Consider the following 15529-nt stretch of genomic DNA (forward strand, 5'->3'; position numbering starts at 1 on the left):
CGCGTCAGTCGTCGACCAGGCGCCTGAGCAGCACGATGGCTGAAGCGAGTTGCTGCTGCTCCGCTGGCGAGAGCCGCGCCGCGATGGTGCGCGACAGCCAGTCCTGCCGCGCGGCGCGTCCTTCGTCGATTCGGACGCGGCATGCCTCTGTCAGCGAAAGGATGGTCTGCCGGCCGTCCCCCGGGTCCGGCGATCCGCGCACGAGGCCGGCGCTTTCCAGCGCTGCAATGATTGGCCCCATCGATTGCGGCCGCATCCCCTCGATCCGCGCGAGATGCGAGGCCGTCGTGGGCCCGTCTTTTTCGAGGCGAAGCAGCACCGATACCTGAGACGGCGGCAGATCGCCCGCGTCAGCCTGCTCGCGCAGCCGGCGCTTCAGCTTGCCGGCGACCGCCCGCAGCTCGCCAGCCAGGGCATGGGCAGCGGGCGGGGGGACCTTCCGGGGTGACTGTCGGCTCATGCCGCAAGGCTATGGCAGGTCAGTTATGAAGTCAATCTTATAAGTTTAACTGATGATATGCAGGGTCCCCGGGGCGTTGTGGCTCGAACACGTTCGCTCGCTCTGCAAGAGCCCTTATCGGGCTCGCGCGCGAGAGATGATTGCGATTGAATTGGCCGGACAAGCAGTCGTAACGTCGGGAGCGATCAGGCAGAACTCGGAAAGCGGATGATCTACTTCCCGATCTTCGCCCACAGCCAGCGCGCCACCGCCTGCGGCGAGGACTCCGCGTCGCTGCCCGAGGCCCGCAGATTGGCCTGCTGCATCGTCGCGATGTCGATGCGGCCGAGCAGCGGTCGTAACGCATCCTGCAACGCGCGGTCCTCGGCACGCTTCGGCGACAGCAGCAGGATCGCGTCGTAAGGCGGGATCGCCTGCTTGGGGTCGTCGAGCACGACGAGATCGTATTTCGCGATCAGGCCGTCGCTGGTGTAGCCGGCGATGACGTCGACCTCGCCGGAGGCGGCCGCGGCATACATGAAGTCGGGCTGCATCTGGCGCTGGGCGCGGAAGGCGAGGCCATACGCGTCGCGCAAAGCCGCCCATTCCGGGCGCGAGAAGAACTCGTAGTCGCCGGCGATCGACATGTCGCTGGTGTGACGCGCGAGGTCGGCGATCGAGCGGATGCCGAGCGCCTCGGCCGTCTTGCGCGGCATCACCAGCGCGTAGGCGTTCTCGAAGCCGAGCTCGCCGAGCAGGCTCACCTTGTCGTTGGCGAGATCCTGCTTCAGCGTATCGAGCAGCGCGGCGCGCGGCAACGGCTCCTTGCGGTGAAACTGGTTGGCCCACAGCGTGCCGGAATAGTCGACATAGGCGTCGATGTCGCCGTTTTTCAGCGCCTCATAGATCACGCTGGAGCCAAGCCCGGCGCGTGTCGTCGCCGAGAGGCCGGATGCCTGCAGCCGCTCGCTGATCAAGGCCGACAGCACATATTGCTCGGTAAAGGTCTTGGCGCCGATCACGTAGCGTGCCGAGCCGCCGGCCAGCGAGGGCAGGAGACTGGCGCCGACCATGAGCGCGATGGTTGCGGTGCCAAGCCCGACACGGGCACGGCTGCGCCTGCGCAGGCCATGCTCGATCAGCGCCAGCAACTGATCGATGGCAAGCGCCAGCACGGCGGCGGCGACGCAGCCGAACACGACCAGCACCCAGTTCTGGGTCTGCAGCCCGGCAAAGATGTAGTTGCCGAGCGAGGTCTGGCCGATCGGCGTCGACAAGGTCGCGGTGCCGATCACCCACACCGCAGCGGTGCGGATGCCGGCCATGATCACCGGCAGCGCCAGCGGCAGCTCCACCATCGTGAGCGCCTGGCGCTCGGTCATGCCGACGCCTTTGGCGGCCTCGATCAGGCTTGCGTCGACGCCGTTCAGCCCGGTGATGGTGTTGCGCAGCACCGGCAGCATCGAATACAGCGCCAGCGCCAGCACCGCGGGCAGGAAGCCGAAGGCCGAGAACGAGAGCCCGAACCAGCGCAAGGTGAGTGCCGTCAGCGCCAGCAGCAGCGGATAGAACAGCGCCAGCAGCGCCAGTCCCGGCACCGTCTGCACCACGCTGGCGACGCCGAGCAGCAGATTGCGCAGGGCAGGGCGATTGCGCGCGAGCAGCGCCAGTGGAAAGCTCACGGCAAGGCCGAGCGCCAGCGCGGCGAGGCTCACGCGCAGATGGCTGCCGAGATAGTCAGGGAGATGCGACAGCGCCTCGGTGAAGCGTGGATCGGACAGGGCGCTCATGCTGCGCCGCTTTCGGGCAGCAGCGCGGCCAGCCGCGCCGCCTGCCGGCGCGGCGTCGTCATCAGCTCCGTCACGTAGGGTTCGCGGCTGGCCGCGAGCTCGGCCGGCGTGCCGATCTCGATCAGGCGTCCGCCGCGCATCACTGCGATGCGGTCGGCGAGCAGCAGGGCCTCGGTGATGTCGTGCGTGATCATGATCGTGGTCAGCGCGAACTGCTCATGCAGGGCGCGGTAGTCGCTGCCGAGCGCATCACGCGTCAGCGGATCGAGCGCGCCGAACGGCTCGTCCATCAGCACGATCTTCGGCCGCGCCGCGAGCGCGCGGGCGACGCCGACGCGCTGGCGCTGGCCGCCCGAGAGCTCGTGCGGCAGCCGGTCGCGATGCGCCTTGCGGTCGAGCCGCACGAGGTCGAGCAGCTCGCCGACGCGCGTGGCGATCTCGGCCGGCGGAGTCCCCAGCAGCCTGGGGGTGATGCCGATGTTGGCGGCAACCGTCATGTGCGGAAACAGCGCCCCGTTCTGGAACACGGTGCCAATCCGGCGACGCAGGCTGACAGGATCGAGGCCGGCGATATCCTCACCGGCAATCCGGATCGCGCCGCCGTCCAGCTCGATCAGGCGGTTGGTCAGCCGCAGCAGCGTGGTCTTGCCCGAGCCGGAGCCGCCCACGATCGCCAGGAACTCACCCTCGGCGACCTCCATCGATACGCCGTCGACCGCGGTCACGGTGACCGACGGACCAGGAAAGCTCTTGCGGACGTTGGCGTAGACGATGAACGGCGTGCGCGGCATGCGGCCTTGCGGAACGGTTGGCCGAGGTGTTGGCGGAGGTGTTGGCCTTGGGCTCAGTCAGATGACCTAGCACGTCCGGGCCGCGCGTTGAACTTCGCCGCGCAAGCGGCTAAGCCGTCCCGGCCATTCTCCGGGGAGGAACTTGGACGTGACGATGCCCACGGCCGCCGCGGTCGCGCTGGAGCGAACGACGGTGGCATTCCGTCTCGCCGGCGGACGCACCTACACCGCCGTCGAGACGGCGGATCTGGCCGTCGCCGACGGCGAGTTCGTCGCCATCGTCGGGCCGACCGGCTGCGGCAAATCCACCCTTCTCAACGTGGCGGCGGGACTGCTGAAGCCGGCCGCCGGCCAGGTGCGCATCTTCGGCCAGCCGCTGGCCGGCCTCAATCGCGACGCCGGCTACCTGTTCCAGGCCGATGCGTTGTTCCCATGGAAGACCGCGCTGGAGAACGTCGCGATCGGGCTCGAGGTCGCGGGCTCGCCGTCGAAGGATGCGGCCGCCAAGGCGCAGCAATGGCTGACCTCGGTCGGCCTCGGCGCCTTCGGCAACCGCTATCCGCACATGCTGTCGGGCGGCCAGCGCAAGCGCGTCGGGCTCGCCCAGGTGCTGATCCGCAATCCCCGCATCATCCTGATGGACGAGCCGTTCGGGCCGCTCGACGCGCAGACGCGGCAGATCATGGGCAATTTGCTGCTCGATCTCTGGAATGCCGACCGCAAGGCGGTGCTGTTCGTCACTCACGATCTGGAGGAGGCGATCGCGCTCGCCGACCGCGTCGTCATCATGTCGGCGGGACCGGCCTCGCGCATCATCGGCGACTGGCGCGTGACCCTGCCGCGCCCGCGCGACATCTTCGAGGTGCGCATGAAGCACGAGTTCCACGAGCTGCATCGCGAGATCTGGCAGACGCTGAAGTCCGAGGTCGAGAAGACCTACAAGCAGGCGGAGGCGGTGTGATGGGGGCGGCAATGAGCTTCGTGGGAGCCCCGCTGTTTCGGCGCGTGCAGTGTGCTCCCTCCCCCCTTGTGGGGGAGGGTCGGGGAGGGGGGTACCCCGGAAAGACTGGTGGTTGGGGGACCCCCCTCCCCAGCCCTCCCCCACAAGGGGGGAGGGAGCGCAGCGGCGCAAGTGGCGTCGGCCGTGGACCCCTCACGCAGCGCGAGGCGGCCTGAATGTCGCGTCTTGGTTTGCTCGCGCTGCAGCTGCTGGTCGCCATCGTCGCGATTGCGCTGTGGCAGTTCTTCGCCACCGTGCCGGTGTTCGGGCGCATCTGGCTTCCGCCATTCTTCTTCTCCAATCCGGTCGACGTATCAGCGCAGGTCGTCAAATGGTTCTCGACCGGCGCGATCTGGAAGCACCTCGCGATCACCCTGTGGGAATCGATCCTGGCGTTCGCGATCGGCTCGCTCGGCGGCGTCCTGGTCGGCTTCTGGTTCGCGCGCAAGCCGCTGGTGGCCGCCGTGTTCGATCCCTACGTCAAGATGGCCAATGCGCTGCCGCGCGTGGTGCTGGCGCCGATCTTCACGCTGTGGCTGGGCTTGGGGATCTGGTCCAAGGTCGCGCTCGGCGTGACGCTCGTCTTCTTCATCGTGTTCTTCAACGTCTATCAGGGCGTGAAGGAGGTCTCGACCGTGGTGCGCGACAATGCCCGCATGCTCGGCATGAGCGAGCGGCAGTTGATGCGCCACGTCTATTGGCCGTCGGCGCTGTCCTGGATGTTCTCGTCGCTGCACACCTCGGTGGGCTTCGCCGTCGTCGGCGCTGTCGTCGGCGAATATCTCGGCTCGGCCGCCGGCCTCGGCTATCTGATCCAGCAGGCCGAAGGCATCTTCGACGTCGCCGGCGTGTTCGCCGGCATGTTCGTGCTGTCGGCGTTCGTCATCCTGATCGACATCTGCGTCACGCTGGTGGAGCGGCGGCTCCTGGTGTGGCGGCCTGACGCGGCGGATGGACGGTGAGGGGCGCGGTGCTCCCACATCCTCCGCCGTCGTCCCGGCGAACGCCGGGACCCATACCGCGTGATATCGCGGTTGGAAAAGACGGGTCGTCCCGTGTGCCCAAACCACTCCCTGGGGTTATGGGTCCCGGCGTTCGCCGGGACGACGGCGGTGGGTGGCGCAGCCTTCTAAAGCCACATCAACACGCCTAATCTGACCAACGACAGAACGGAGGAAACACATGAACAAGATCATCGGCCGGGTCACCGGCGCGCTGCTGGCGCTTTCGCTGAGCACCGGTTTCGCCTCGGCTGCCACCAAGGTCACCATCGCAATCGGCGGCGGCGCGTGCCTGTGCTATCTGCCGACCGTGCTGGCCAAGCAGCTCGGCGAATACGAGAAGGCCGGGCTCGACGTCGAGCTGGTCGATCTCAAGGGCGGCTCGGATGCGCTGAAGGCGGTGCTCGGCGGCAGCGCCGACGTCGTCTCCGGCTATTTCGATCACTGCGTCAATCTCGCGGCCAAGAAGCAGGAGATGCAGTCCTTCGTCGTCTACGACCGCTATCCCGGTCTCGTGCTGGTGGTGGCGCCGTCGCACAACAAGGAGATCAGCTCGATCAAGGATCTCGCCGGCAAGAAGGTCGGCGTCAGCGCGCCGGGCTCCTCGACCGATTTCTTCCTGAAGTACATGCTGAAGAAGAACGGCCTCGATCCGTCGGGTACCGCGGTGATCGGCGTCGGCCTCGGCGCGACCGCGGTGGCGGCGATGGAGCAGGGCCAGATCGACGCGGCCGTGATGCTCGATCCCTCGGTCACCGTGCTGCAGGGCAAGCATCCGGACCTCAAGATCCTCAGCGATACCCGCACCCAGCACGACACGCTGGAGGTGTTCGGCGGCGAATATCCCGGCGGCGCGCTGTACTCGACGGCGGCCTGGATCGCCGGCCATGACAAGGAGGCGCAGGCGCTGACCAACGCCATCGTGGCGACGCTGGGCTGGATCCATTCGCATACGCCGGAGGAGATCATGGCGAAGATGCCGGAGGAGCTGGTTGGCAAGGACAAGGCGCTGTATCTCGCGGCGCTGAAGAACACCATCCCGATGTACTCCCAGACCGGCAAGATGGATCCGAAGGGCGCCGACGCCGTGCTCGCGGTGTTCTCGACCGGCTCGCCCGACGTCGCCAAGGCCAATGTCGACGTCAGCAAGACCTTCACCAACAAGTTCGTCGAGCAGGCGAAGGGGGCGAAATAGCGGATGACGGACGTCGTCATCCAGCGCGTCACCACGCTCGACCTCAAGGTCGAGCCGTGGGACTGGCCGTTCGCGAACCAGCGCCGCGACGACATCGCGGCGCATTTTGCCGAATGCCGGCGCGCCAGGCCGGGCCTGTGGAACGGCCGTGTGCTGCTCGGGCGCAATCCGCGCATCGCGGATGGACGTTTTTCGGCGAGCTATTTCGAGACCGATTTCGCCAGCCTGCTGGCGTGGCGCGACTGGGGCTTTCCGGATCGCACCGCCTTCAACGGCTTCGGCATGGGCGCGCTGCGGTCCGCGGACGGCGCCTTCGTGCTCGGCGAGATGGGCGCGCATACCGCCAATGCCGGCCGGCTGTACTTTCCCGCCGGCACGCCGGATCTCGACGACGTCAGCGACGGTGTGCTCGATCTCGCCGCCAACGTCGCGCGCGAGGTCGAGGAGGAGACGGGACTCGCGCCATCGGACTATCAGGCCGCGGCGCATTGGGACTGTGTCGTGACCGGCGCGTCGATCGCGCTGATGCGTGTGCTCGACGCCTCTGACATGGGCGAGGCTCTGCAGCGCCGCATCGAGGCCAACCTCGCGGCCCAGGGCGAGCCGGAACTCTGCTCGATACGGCTGGTTCGAAGCAGGAATGATCTGACTGCGGCGATGCCGCGCTTCGTGACCGCCTTCCTCGAAACGCAATTCAGCCCCGGAGAGCCGTCCTCATGAGCAAGAAACCGCGCACGCTGGCCGATGAGCTCGATGGTTTCATCTCGCCGTTCCGGATCGATGGCGGACACAAGTTTCATCTCAAGTCGCACAAGACCAAGGTCAAGGGCGGCCTCGCCAAGGAAGAGGGCGAGGCGATCATCGAGCAGAACCGCCAGCGGCTCGCCGACTTCCAGGAGAAGCTCTACGCGCAGGACCGCTGGTCGGTGCTGGTGCTGCTGCAGGGCATGGACGCCTCCGGCAAGGACAGCGCGATCAAGAGCATCTTCGAGGGCGTCAATCCGCAGGGCTGCGAGGTCACCTCGTTCAAGCAGCCGACCTCCAAGGAGCTCGACCACGACTTCATGTGGCGCAGCGCCATCGCGCTCCCCGAGCGCGGCCGCATCGGCATCTTCAACCGCTCCTACTACGAGGAATGCCTGGTCACGCGCGTGCATCCGGAGATCCTGAAAGCGGAGAAGCTGCCGCCGAGGCTCGTCACCAAGAACATCTGGCACGAGCGCTTCGAGGACATCTCCGCGTTCGAGCGCTACCTCACGCGCAACGGCACCGTGATCCTGAAGTTCTTCCTCAACATCTCCAAGGAGGAGCAGCGCGAGCGCTTTCTCGACCGGCTGGAGGAGCCGGCGAAGAACTGGAAGTTCTCGATGGGCGACGTCACCGAGCGCGCGAGGTGGAATCGCTACCAGGCGGTCTATCAGGACATCGTGCGCCACACCTCGACGCCCTATGCGCCGTGGCATGTCGTTCCGGCCGACCACAAATGGTTCGCCCGTGTCGTCATCGGCTCGACCATCGTCGCCGCGCTGGATGGCCTGGACCTGCATTTTCCGCGCGTCGACGCCGGCTCGCGCGAGGAGTTCAAGGCGGTGCGCAAGGCGCTCGAGAGCGAAGGCAAGGGCGGCAAGAAGGGCTGAGTGCGAAGCGCTCGTCGCACTCTCTCGTTCGTCCGTGGCACCCGCTAGTCAGCTCGTCATGCCCGGGCTTGACCCACGGCTGTCCGGTTCAGACAGACTGGACATGGTGCATGGCGTGGATTCTTCTGCGGTCTTGAGCATCGCCAAATGTTCGAGACACACCAGGAAGGTCCCGCCATGCCGCATCAGAATACAGTATTCCGAGACATTCTGAAGTTGGTCCCCTGGCATCGCTTCGAGGCGCTTGTGGACGAGCATGGCACGGACGCGCGGATTCGACGGCTTTCCACCAAAGACCAATTTGTGGCGCTGCTGTACGGTCAGCTTTCGGGGGCTTCCAGTCTGCGTGAGATTGTCACCGGGCTGTCGAGCCACACCGCGCGGCTTTATCACCTGGGTGGGGGCCCTGTCCGCCGCTCGACTTTCGCGGACGCCAATATGAATCGGCCTGCGGAGATGTTTGCCGCCCTGTTGGCCATCATGATGAAGCAGGCCCATCGCCGGTTACGCCGCAAGCTTGCCGAGACGACGTATTTGATTGATTCGACCAGCGTACGGCTGACAGAAGCCAGCGCTGGCTGGGCACGGTTCTCTACCGGTGTCTGCGGTGCCAAGGTGCATGTGATCTATGATGCCGACGCCGACCGGCCGATTTATGCGGCAATCAGCGGAGCCAACGTCAACGACAATACTGCAGCGCATCAGATGCCCATCGAGCCGGGAGCAACCTACGTCTTCGATCTCGGCTATTATGAATATGCTTGGTGGGCTCAACTGGACGCCGCCGGTTGTCGAATCGTGACCCGGTTCAAATCCAATACGCCGCTGCGGGTCGTGGAGGAGTTGCCTGTCATCGCGGATGGCAACATCCTCTCCGACCGCATCGGCTTCCTTCCACAACGCCAAGCCTACAGCCGCCGCAATCCAATGCAGACTGCGGTGCGCGAAGTGCGCGTCACCTTGGAAACGGGAAAGATCCTGCGCATCCTGTCGAACGACCTCGATGCCAGCGCTCAAGAGATCGCCGACCTCTATCGTCGCCGCTGGGCCATCGAGTTGTTCTTTCGTTGGGTCAAGCAGACCCTCAAGATCACCAGGTTCCTCGGGACTTCTGAGAACGCCGTTCGTATCCAGATCGCCGTTGCCCTGATCGCCTTCCTCTTGCTTCGCCTCGCGCAAGACCTTCAGAAGGCAATCCAAAGCCCCTTGGTCTTTGCCAGATTGGTCCGCACCAACCTCATGCATCGCCGCCCCATCGATCAATTGCTCACGGGGCCACCCCAACTTGCCAAAAACCCACAACAGTTGAGCCTCGCAATATGCGGAAGCTGAACCGGACAGCCGTGGGTCAAGCCCGGCCATGACGGATCAGTGAGTCAGGCGCTCGCATGGGCCCAACCTTGAACTGGGCGCCCGGACATAACGGTGGATTAGTGCTCGACACGCGAGAGATGCGAGCGTGAACACGCATGGCCCATCCGCTCGCATCAATCCCGCCATCTCACCTCACGCCGCGCCGGCTTGGCGTGTGTCCTCGTGCACCTGCAGGAACCGCTGCGTGAAATCCGCTGCCGGCATCGGCTTGCCGAAGTGATAGCCTTGTCCCTGCTCGCAGCCGAGCCGCAGCAGGAACTCGGCCGTCGCCGCGTTCTCGATGCCCTCGGCGATCACCGACAGGCCGAGCTGCTTGCTCAGGCTGACCGTCGAGCCGACGATGGCCGCGTCGTCGGCCTGGGTCAGCACGTCGCGCACGAAGGAACGGTCGATCTTCAGACCGTCGAGCGGGAATTTCTTCAGATAGCTCAGGCTTGCATAGCCGGTGCCGAAATCGTCGAACACCAGGCTGACGCCGAGTGCCTGCAGCCGGTTGAACGTCTGCAGCACGCCCGGTTCGTCGTGCAGCAGGATGTCCTCGGTGACTTCGAGCTCGAGCAGGCGCGGCGACAGGCCGGTCGAGGTGAGCAGCTTGCTGACGAAGGCCGCGAGGTCGCCGGACTGGAACTGGGACGGCGAGAGGTTGACGCCGACGCGAATGTCGTGGCCGGCGAGCTGCCAGTCCCGCGCCTGCCGGCAGGCGGTGGCCATGACCCAGGTCGCAACCGCCTCGGAAAGATGCGAGGTGTTGACGACCGGAATGAAATCACCGGGAGGCACGAGGCCGCGGGTCGGGTGACGCCACCGGATCAGCGCCTCGGCGCCGATCACGCGGCCGTCCAACAGCTCCACCTGCGGCTGGTAGAACAGCTCGAATTCGTTCCGCTCGACGGCGAGCGCAAGCTCCGCCTCCAGCGTCAATCTCTGCTCGAGCTCGTGGCGGATGGCGCTCTCGAACAGCACATGGCCGCCCCGCCGGTCCATCTTGGCGCGACAGAGGGCAAGGTGGGCATTGCTGAGCAACTCGTCTGCCGAGTGCCCGCCCTCGGGATGCACCGCGACGCCGAGGGTGACCTTGACGCGCTGCTGGCGCGTGCCCGCGTCCAGCGGCGCCTCGAACAAATGCGACAGGTGATCGGCGAGCTCGGCCACCGTGCCGCCGATGGCGGAGCAGGGAATGGCGACGGCGAACTCGTCGCCGCTGAGCCGGGCGACGCGGCCCATGCTGCCGATCTCGGTGCGGAGCCGCTCGGCCGCCGCGCGCAAGACGCCGTCGCCGAAGGCGTGGCCGAGCATGTCGTTGATGCGCTGGAAGGCATCGAGCCCGACCACCAGCAGCGCCACGCGGTCGGACGCGGCATCCGCGGTCGCGATCATGGCGGCGAGCTCGCTCTGCAGCGTGTTGCGGTTGATCAGCGCGGTCAGCGTGTCGTGCTCGGCGAGGTAGCGGATGCGCTCGGCCTCGCGCTTGCGCGCCGAGATGTCGCGCAGGATCACGCCATATTGCAGGCCGTCGGCGCCCTGCCAGGCGGAGAAGCTCGCCTCGACCGGAAATACCTCGCCGTCCTTGCGCCGGCCGTCGAACTCGATCGTGGAGCCGTCGGGCATCAACGTCGCCGGCAGCGCCGCCTCCTGCTGCGGAAACAGGTCATGGGTGTCGCTGCCGTCGGCGCGCAGACGCGCAAAGGGCTGGCCGATGATCTCGTCGGCACCGTAGCCGAAGATCGCGACTGCGCCCGGATTCCACACCGTGATGCGCCGGTCGCGGTCGGTACAGACCAGCCCGTCGCCGATCGACATCGCGATCCGCTCGAAACGGCTCTCGGCGACGTGCCGCAGCAGGCCGCGGAAGTCGATCTCGTCGAGGGCCGTGGCCGCGAGATAGGCGACCAGCGCGATCTGCAGCATCGAGGTGTCGAGCACCAGGGCGTAGCGGTCGTGCAGCAGCAGCGCCACGGCCTCGATCAGGACGCTGATCATGGCGATCAGCAGCGCGCGCCGCGCCGCCGAGAGGTGCCGCCAGCTCGCCAGCATGATGATGACGATCAGCAGCAGGCCGCCCAGGGTGGCGGCCGTCGACGTCGAGAGCAGCGTGCGATGCTGAATGATGGACTCGGCCGCCAGCGCCTGCAGCATGACGCCGGGCAGGACGCGGCCGTTCGGCACGCTGTAATAGTCGCCGAGCTCGATCGCGGTGGCGCCGACGATCACCCGCTTGTCCTTGATCCGGGCCAGCGCCGCCGCGTCGCCACGGAGGACGTCGACATACGACACCCGCGGCAGCGACGACAGATCGATGCCGTAGTCGACCAGGAAGGAGCTGTCCTTGACCGCATCGCTGCCGGCGAGGAACGCGCCCATGGACTGCAGGAAGGTTTTGCCCCCGCCGGTCTCGCAATATTCGCCGAAAGCATAGCTTCTGACGCGGCCATCGCGCGCCACCTCGATATTCACGAAGGCCGACCATGCGAGCTGCTCGAATTGCGGCAGCGGCCGGTTGAGGTGAATGGCGGTGTCCTTCCCGGCCGCATCGAGCTGCCTGAAGGCCGGCAGCACGATCGAGCTCTTGGCATTCTGCAGCGCGGTCAGGAAGGCCTGATCGCCGGCCGCGTCGGACGGCGTGCTGAAATCCACGTCGAAGGCGACGTCGCGGACGCCGGCGCGCTGCAACTGCTCGAGCAGGCGCGCATGCTGGGTCCGCGGCCACGGCCAGACGCCGATGGCTTCGATCGAGCGCGGGTCGATCGCGACCACCGCGATCTCGCCGCTGGCGGGGCGGTTGTCGAGGCGAAAGCGCAGATCGACGAGGGCGTTGCTCACCAGCTCGTGGCCGCCCGACAGGCCGACCGTCAGCAGCGCAACGACGACCAGAATATGCGGCATGAACCGCCTGAACGTCCCGTCTCTCGAATGACTGCGTGCCACGTCGATCCCAATCTCATCCCGCTCCGCGCACAGAGCCATCAGGATCCCTGCTGGCCTGCGCTCCCCCCATGAGCACGCATGACGTCGGCGTGACGCTCGATGGCGGATACTCAGTTCTTGTTGTGACCGTAAGCGTAGGCATTGCCGTTGCCATGGTTGCCGCTATTGCCGTGACCGCTGTTTCCGCTGTTGCCGTTGCCGCTGTTGCCGTTGCCGCTGTTGCCGTTGCCGCTGTTTCCGTTGCCGCCGTTGCCGTTGCCGTTGTTGCCCTGGCCGTTGTTGCCGTTGCCACTTCCGTCATTGTTGCTGCCGCGGCTGCCACCGTTGCCGTTGCCATTGCCGGCGTCGCCATTGCCGGCCGCATTGGCGCTGGCGGATCCGCTCGGCGAACCGATCGCCGCGGTGACGGCGGCCGCGATCGAGGAATCTCCCGACGAGCCGTTCGCGGTCGCCGAGTTGCTCGTCGAATTGCCGCTGTTGCCGCGCGCATCATTCCAGGCGGTGCTTCGTCCTGCACCTGCGGCCGGCGTATGGGCGCCATGGGCGAGGCCGCGCGTCGCCTTCTGGATGTTCAAATTGACCTCGCCGATCGATGACGAGATCCGCACCACGCCGGGCTTCGCGCCGCCGAATCCGGTCGCAGAATGCCGCTGAGCGGCGACCGTTGTGCCCGGACGCGCGGGCGGGCCGTTGACGTTCAGCGCGTGGATCACGCTGCCCTTGGCCTCGCGCGGCGCCTGCAGGCCGTCGCGCGGCACCGGAACGCGATCGATGGTGGAGGCGCGCGGCGGGCCCTGCTCGATCGGGCTGAAGGTGCCGGCGCCGGACAGGCTGAGGCCGGAGCGGCCGGTCGCAAAGGCGGTGGCGGCCTGGCCCGGCATCACCTGGGCGATCTGGCCGGTCTTGAAGTCCGACACCTGCACCTGGCCGCGGCTGACCTCGACCTTGGTGCTGCGGCCTGAGATCGTGACGCTGAACTGCGTGCCCTTGACGACGGCGGCGAGATAGGGCGTCTCGACCTCGAAATGCTGGACGTTGCGCTTCTCGACGTCGAGCAGAATCGAGCCGGCGCGCTGCAGGATGGTCGTCGCCATGCCGTCCTTGGCCGCGGCGGGCAGGCCGACCTCGGAGTTCGGCGCGATCACGATCGTCTCGGCGCCGCGGGTCAGGCGGACGCGGCCGGTCGGCCCGGTGCGGATCGTATCGCCTGGCTTGAGCGGGTCCTCGCGGCCGAGCGATACCTGCGCTGCGCCCTGGGTGGTGACCCAGACCTCACCGGACGATTTGCTCACCAGCCACGGCTCACCGTCGGCCGCGAATGCGGCCGGCATTGCACCGAAAAGGCACGCGGCGATCAGTCCCGGTATCAGGAAGCGCTTGGATGACATGGCACGAACTCGCATCGTTGGCGGCTTTTGAAACTAATCGAAATGTTTCAAGAGACCCTTAGGAGTTGCAGCCGTGTTTTCCTCACGCATTTACGCTTCGTTGACCTTAACAAACTAAAAACGAGGCATGCGCGCTGGTTGTGTCGACGGAACTGGGAGGACTGCGGGTTGGCGCGACTTCGCGGCCGTACCGCACGGCTTGCTACGGCTGCGTGGAACCGCGATCGCCGCCGGCATTTCCCTGTCGGCGTTGCTGTTCGCAGCGACGGCCCATGCGCAGCAGGTCGGCCAGCCGAGCTTCGATCCGCGGCAGACCGAGCGATATTTCGACGAGCAACAGTCGCGGTCGACGCAGCCGCCGCCGCGGCCGCGTGCGCCGCAATTCGCGCCCCAGGGCGGCGGCGATCGCAAGCCCTTGTTCACCATGCGCGCCGTCACGCTGACGGGGGCGTCCGCGCTGCCCGCCGAGCAGCTCGCCGCGAGCTATCAGCCCTATCTCGGCAAGCCGGTGTCGCAGGCCGACCTCGCGGCGATCACGACCGCGATCAGCGATCAGTATCGCGCCGCCGGCTACCATCTCAGCCGTGCGATCATACCGCCGCAGGACATCCATGATGGCCGGGTGCGCATCCAGATCGTCGAAGGCAGCATCACCGAGGTGACCCTGAAGGGCGCCGGCGCGGAAGAGTTCGGAATCAGGCCGATGCTCGGCCCCGTGCTGGCGGAGCAGCCGTCCCGGCTCGCGACACTGGAGCGGCAGTTGCTGCTGATCAACGGCCGCGGCGGCGTCCGTCTGGTCGATTCCGCGCTGGAGGAGATCGGCGGCACCACCGGCCGGTTTCGCCTGGTGATCGAGCTGCAGACCTGGCACGTCTACGGCTTCGCCGGCGTCGACAATTTGGGCTCATCGACCGTCGGTCCCTGGCAGAACTACGCCGCGGCCGCCTTCAACTCCTATCTGCTGCCGGGCGACACGCTCACCGCCAACCTGTCGACGACGCCGGGAGATCCGCGCCAGCTCGCGTTCGGCCGGCTGTCCTATGAGGTGCCGGTCGGCATCGACGGCGCCTATGTCGGCGCCTCCGCGCTGTACAGCGAGGTCCGGCCGGGCGACCGGAGACGGCTGTTCAACGACAATACGGTGACCGAGACGCTCGAGCTGCGCGGCGGCCTCGCGCCGATCCAGTCGCAGCGCGCCTCGCTGAAACTGAATCTCGCGGCCGCCTTCAGCGACGTGACCGAGCGCGACCTGTTCGGCATCTGGTATCGCGATCGCATCCGGACGCTGACCTTCACCGCCGACTACCGCTGGAAGGATGATGTCGGCGGCGACAGCTACCTGACGCTGGCCTACCGGCAGGGCCTGAACGCGTTCGGGGCGACGCCGCTCGACGATCCCCTCGCGTCGCGCGCGGGTGCCTCGCCGAGCTTCTCGGTCTTCAACGGCTGGTTCGCGCGCTATCAGACATTGTCCGAGGCGTGGTCGTTGAAGCTCGCCGCCGCCGGCCAGCTCGCTTCGGGTCCGCTGTACAATTCGCAGCAGTTCTATCTCGGCGGCCTCGCCTATGGCCGCGGCTATGGCAGCGCCGAGATCAGCGGCGACAACGGCGTCGCCGGCACGTTCGAAGTCCGCTTCGAGCAGAAGCCGAACTGGCAATATCTCACGAGCTACCAGCTCTACAGCTTCTTCGATGCCGGGCTCGCCTGGAACGACGGCTTCCGGCCGTCCGACGGCGTGGCGCTGACCTCGGCGGGAGCCGGGATCCGCTTCACCTTCCCGAACGACTGGCGCGCCGACCTCGGCGTCGCCGCGCCGCTCAGCTACCGTGCCCCCGACAACACGACGCGCAGCGCGCGCCTGCTTCTGACGCTGTCGAGCGTGCTCAAGCTGTGCCCGCAGCGCGGGCAGGGCCCCTGCATCTGAGAACTGGCGGGATCGGTGCGGCGGCGGATGTCCGCTTCTCCCATTGGGCGAGGACGGATTGCATC

The 15529-nt window shown here is 66.8% G+C and carries 12 protein-coding genes; 7 read left to right on the top strand and 5 right to left on the bottom strand.

Features of this window, described 5'->3' with window-relative positions; genetic code table 11:
* Nucleotides 1-4 precede the first annotated feature (4 nt).
* The 3 genes from ACQR1H_RS07470 to ACQR1H_RS07480 form a co-directional block, all read right to left on the bottom strand.
* On the bottom strand, nucleotides 5-460 hold the full coding sequence (locus tag ACQR1H_RS07470; protein WP_316239592.1) for a MarR family winged helix-turn-helix transcriptional regulator: 456 nt from the start codon (nucleotides 458-460) through the stop codon (nucleotides 5-7).
* A gap of 212 nt (nucleotides 461-672) precedes the next feature.
* A complete protein-coding gene (locus ACQR1H_RS07475; RefSeq protein ID WP_434907358.1) occupies nucleotides 673-2229 on the bottom strand; it encodes a glycine betaine ABC transporter substrate-binding protein in 1557 nt (518 codons plus the stop codon).
* The gene (locus ACQR1H_RS07480; RefSeq protein WP_315805590.1) at nucleotides 2226-3020 is read right to left on the bottom strand and encodes an ATP-binding cassette domain-containing protein; all 795 of its coding nucleotides are present in this window, start codon (nucleotides 3018-3020) and stop codon (nucleotides 2226-2228) included. The genes ACQR1H_RS07475 and ACQR1H_RS07480 overlap by 4 nt, the downstream gene beginning before the upstream one ends.
* A 154-nt stretch (nucleotides 3021-3174) precedes the next feature.
* Here ACQR1H_RS07480 and ACQR1H_RS07485 point away from each other — a divergent pair, with 154 nt between their 5' ends.
* From ACQR1H_RS07485 to ACQR1H_RS07510, 6 genes are all read left to right on the top strand, one after another.
* Nucleotides 3175-3981 carry an ABC transporter ATP-binding protein gene (locus tag ACQR1H_RS07485; protein WP_315805599.1) on the top strand — a complete coding sequence of 269 codons (807 nt, stop codon included), beginning with the start codon at nucleotides 3175-3177 and terminating at the stop codon, nucleotides 3979-3981.
* A gap of 215 nt (nucleotides 3982-4196) precedes the next feature.
* Entirely contained in the window at nucleotides 4197-4982 is a 786-nt protein-coding gene (locus tag ACQR1H_RS07490; RefSeq protein WP_315805591.1) for an ABC transporter permease, read from the top strand.
* Nucleotides 4983-5202: 220 nt separating this feature from the next.
* Complete coding sequence (locus ACQR1H_RS07495; protein WP_434848271.1) at nucleotides 5203-6216, top strand: ABC transporter substrate-binding protein; 1014 nt, start codon at nucleotides 5203-5205, stop codon at nucleotides 6214-6216.
* A 3-nt stretch (nucleotides 6217-6219) separates the two neighbouring features.
* Nucleotides 6220-6936: an NUDIX hydrolase gene (locus tag ACQR1H_RS07500; RefSeq protein WP_434907359.1), complete on the top strand. Its 717-nt coding sequence runs from the start codon at nucleotides 6220-6222 to the stop codon at nucleotides 6934-6936.
* Nucleotides 6933-7853, top strand: coding sequence for a polyphosphate kinase 2 family protein (locus ACQR1H_RS07505; RefSeq protein ID WP_315805594.1), 921 nt, complete (start codon nucleotides 6933-6935; stop codon nucleotides 7851-7853). The genes ACQR1H_RS07500 and ACQR1H_RS07505 overlap by 4 nt, the downstream gene beginning before the upstream one ends.
* A 177-nt stretch (nucleotides 7854-8030) precedes the next feature.
* Nucleotides 8031-9185 (top strand): IS4 family transposase, encoded by a 1155-nt coding sequence (locus ACQR1H_RS07510; RefSeq protein WP_315800429.1) that lies wholly within the window; start codon nucleotides 8031-8033, stop codon nucleotides 9183-9185.
* Between the two features lie 174 nt (nucleotides 9186-9359).
* On the opposite strand, the gene ACQR1H_RS07515 is transcribed toward ACQR1H_RS07510, so the two are convergent.
* Nucleotides 9360-12110: an EAL domain-containing protein gene (locus tag ACQR1H_RS07515; RefSeq protein ID WP_434907360.1), complete on the bottom strand. Its 2751-nt coding sequence runs from the start codon at nucleotides 12108-12110 to the stop codon at nucleotides 9360-9362.
* A gap of 152 nt (nucleotides 12111-12262) precedes the next feature.
* Entirely contained in the window at nucleotides 12263-13540 is a 1278-nt protein-coding gene (locus tag ACQR1H_RS07520; protein WP_434907361.1) for a FecR family protein, read from the bottom strand.
* A 127-nt stretch (nucleotides 13541-13667) separates the two neighbouring features.
* Between ACQR1H_RS07520 and ACQR1H_RS07525 the strand changes: the two genes are divergently transcribed.
* Nucleotides 13668-15464, top strand: coding sequence for a ShlB/FhaC/HecB family hemolysin secretion/activation protein (locus ACQR1H_RS07525; RefSeq protein WP_434907362.1), 1797 nt, complete (start codon nucleotides 13668-13670; stop codon nucleotides 15462-15464).
* Nucleotides 15465-15529 lie beyond the last annotated feature (65 nt).

The sequence above is a fragment of the Bradyrhizobium sp. HKCCYLRH2015 genome (assembly GCF_051168215.1).
Lineage (GTDB): Bacteria > Pseudomonadota > Alphaproteobacteria > Rhizobiales > Xanthobacteraceae > Bradyrhizobium.

What these genes read in the sequence shown, in the direction of transcription:
- ACQR1H_RS07480 (WP_315805590.1), bottom strand. Translation starts at nt 3,020, where the DNA reads ATGCCGCGCACGCCGTTCATCGTCTACGCCAACGTCCGCAAGAGCTTT.
- ACQR1H_RS07520 (WP_434907361.1), bottom strand. Translation starts at nt 13,540, where the DNA reads ATGTCATCCAAGCGCTTCCTGATACCGGGACTGATCGCCGCGTGCCTT.
- ACQR1H_RS07485 (WP_315805599.1), top strand. Translation starts at nt 3,175, where the DNA reads ATGCCCACGGCCGCCGCGGTCGCGCTGGAGCGAACGACGGTGGCATTC.
- ACQR1H_RS07515 (WP_434907360.1), bottom strand. Translation starts at nt 12,110, where the DNA reads ATGCCGCATATTCTGGTCGTCGTTGCGCTGCTGACGGTCGGCCTGTCG.
- ACQR1H_RS07470 (WP_316239592.1), bottom strand. Translation starts at nt 460, where the DNA reads ATGAGCCGACAGTCACCCCGGAAGGTCCCCCCGCCCGCTGCCCATGCC.
- ACQR1H_RS07490 (WP_315805591.1), top strand. Translation starts at nt 4,197, where the DNA reads ATGTCGCGTCTTGGTTTGCTCGCGCTGCAGCTGCTGGTCGCCATCGTC.
- ACQR1H_RS07495 (WP_434848271.1), top strand. Translation starts at nt 5,203, where the DNA reads ATGAACAAGATCATCGGCCGGGTCACCGGCGCGCTGCTGGCGCTTTCG.
- ACQR1H_RS07505 (WP_315805594.1), top strand. Translation starts at nt 6,933, where the DNA reads ATGAGCAAGAAACCGCGCACGCTGGCCGATGAGCTCGATGGTTTCATC.
- ACQR1H_RS07500 (WP_434907359.1), top strand. Translation starts at nt 6,220, where the DNA reads ATGACGGACGTCGTCATCCAGCGCGTCACCACGCTCGACCTCAAGGTC.
- ACQR1H_RS07510 (WP_315800429.1), top strand. Translation starts at nt 8,031, where the DNA reads ATGCCGCATCAGAATACAGTATTCCGAGACATTCTGAAGTTGGTCCCC.
- ACQR1H_RS07475 (WP_434907358.1), bottom strand. Translation starts at nt 2,229, where the DNA reads ATGAGCGCCCTGTCCGATCCACGCTTCACCGAGGCGCTGTCGCATCTC.
- ACQR1H_RS07525 (WP_434907362.1), top strand. Translation starts at nt 13,668, where the DNA reads ATGCGCGCTGGTTGTGTCGACGGAACTGGGAGGACTGCGGGTTGGCGC.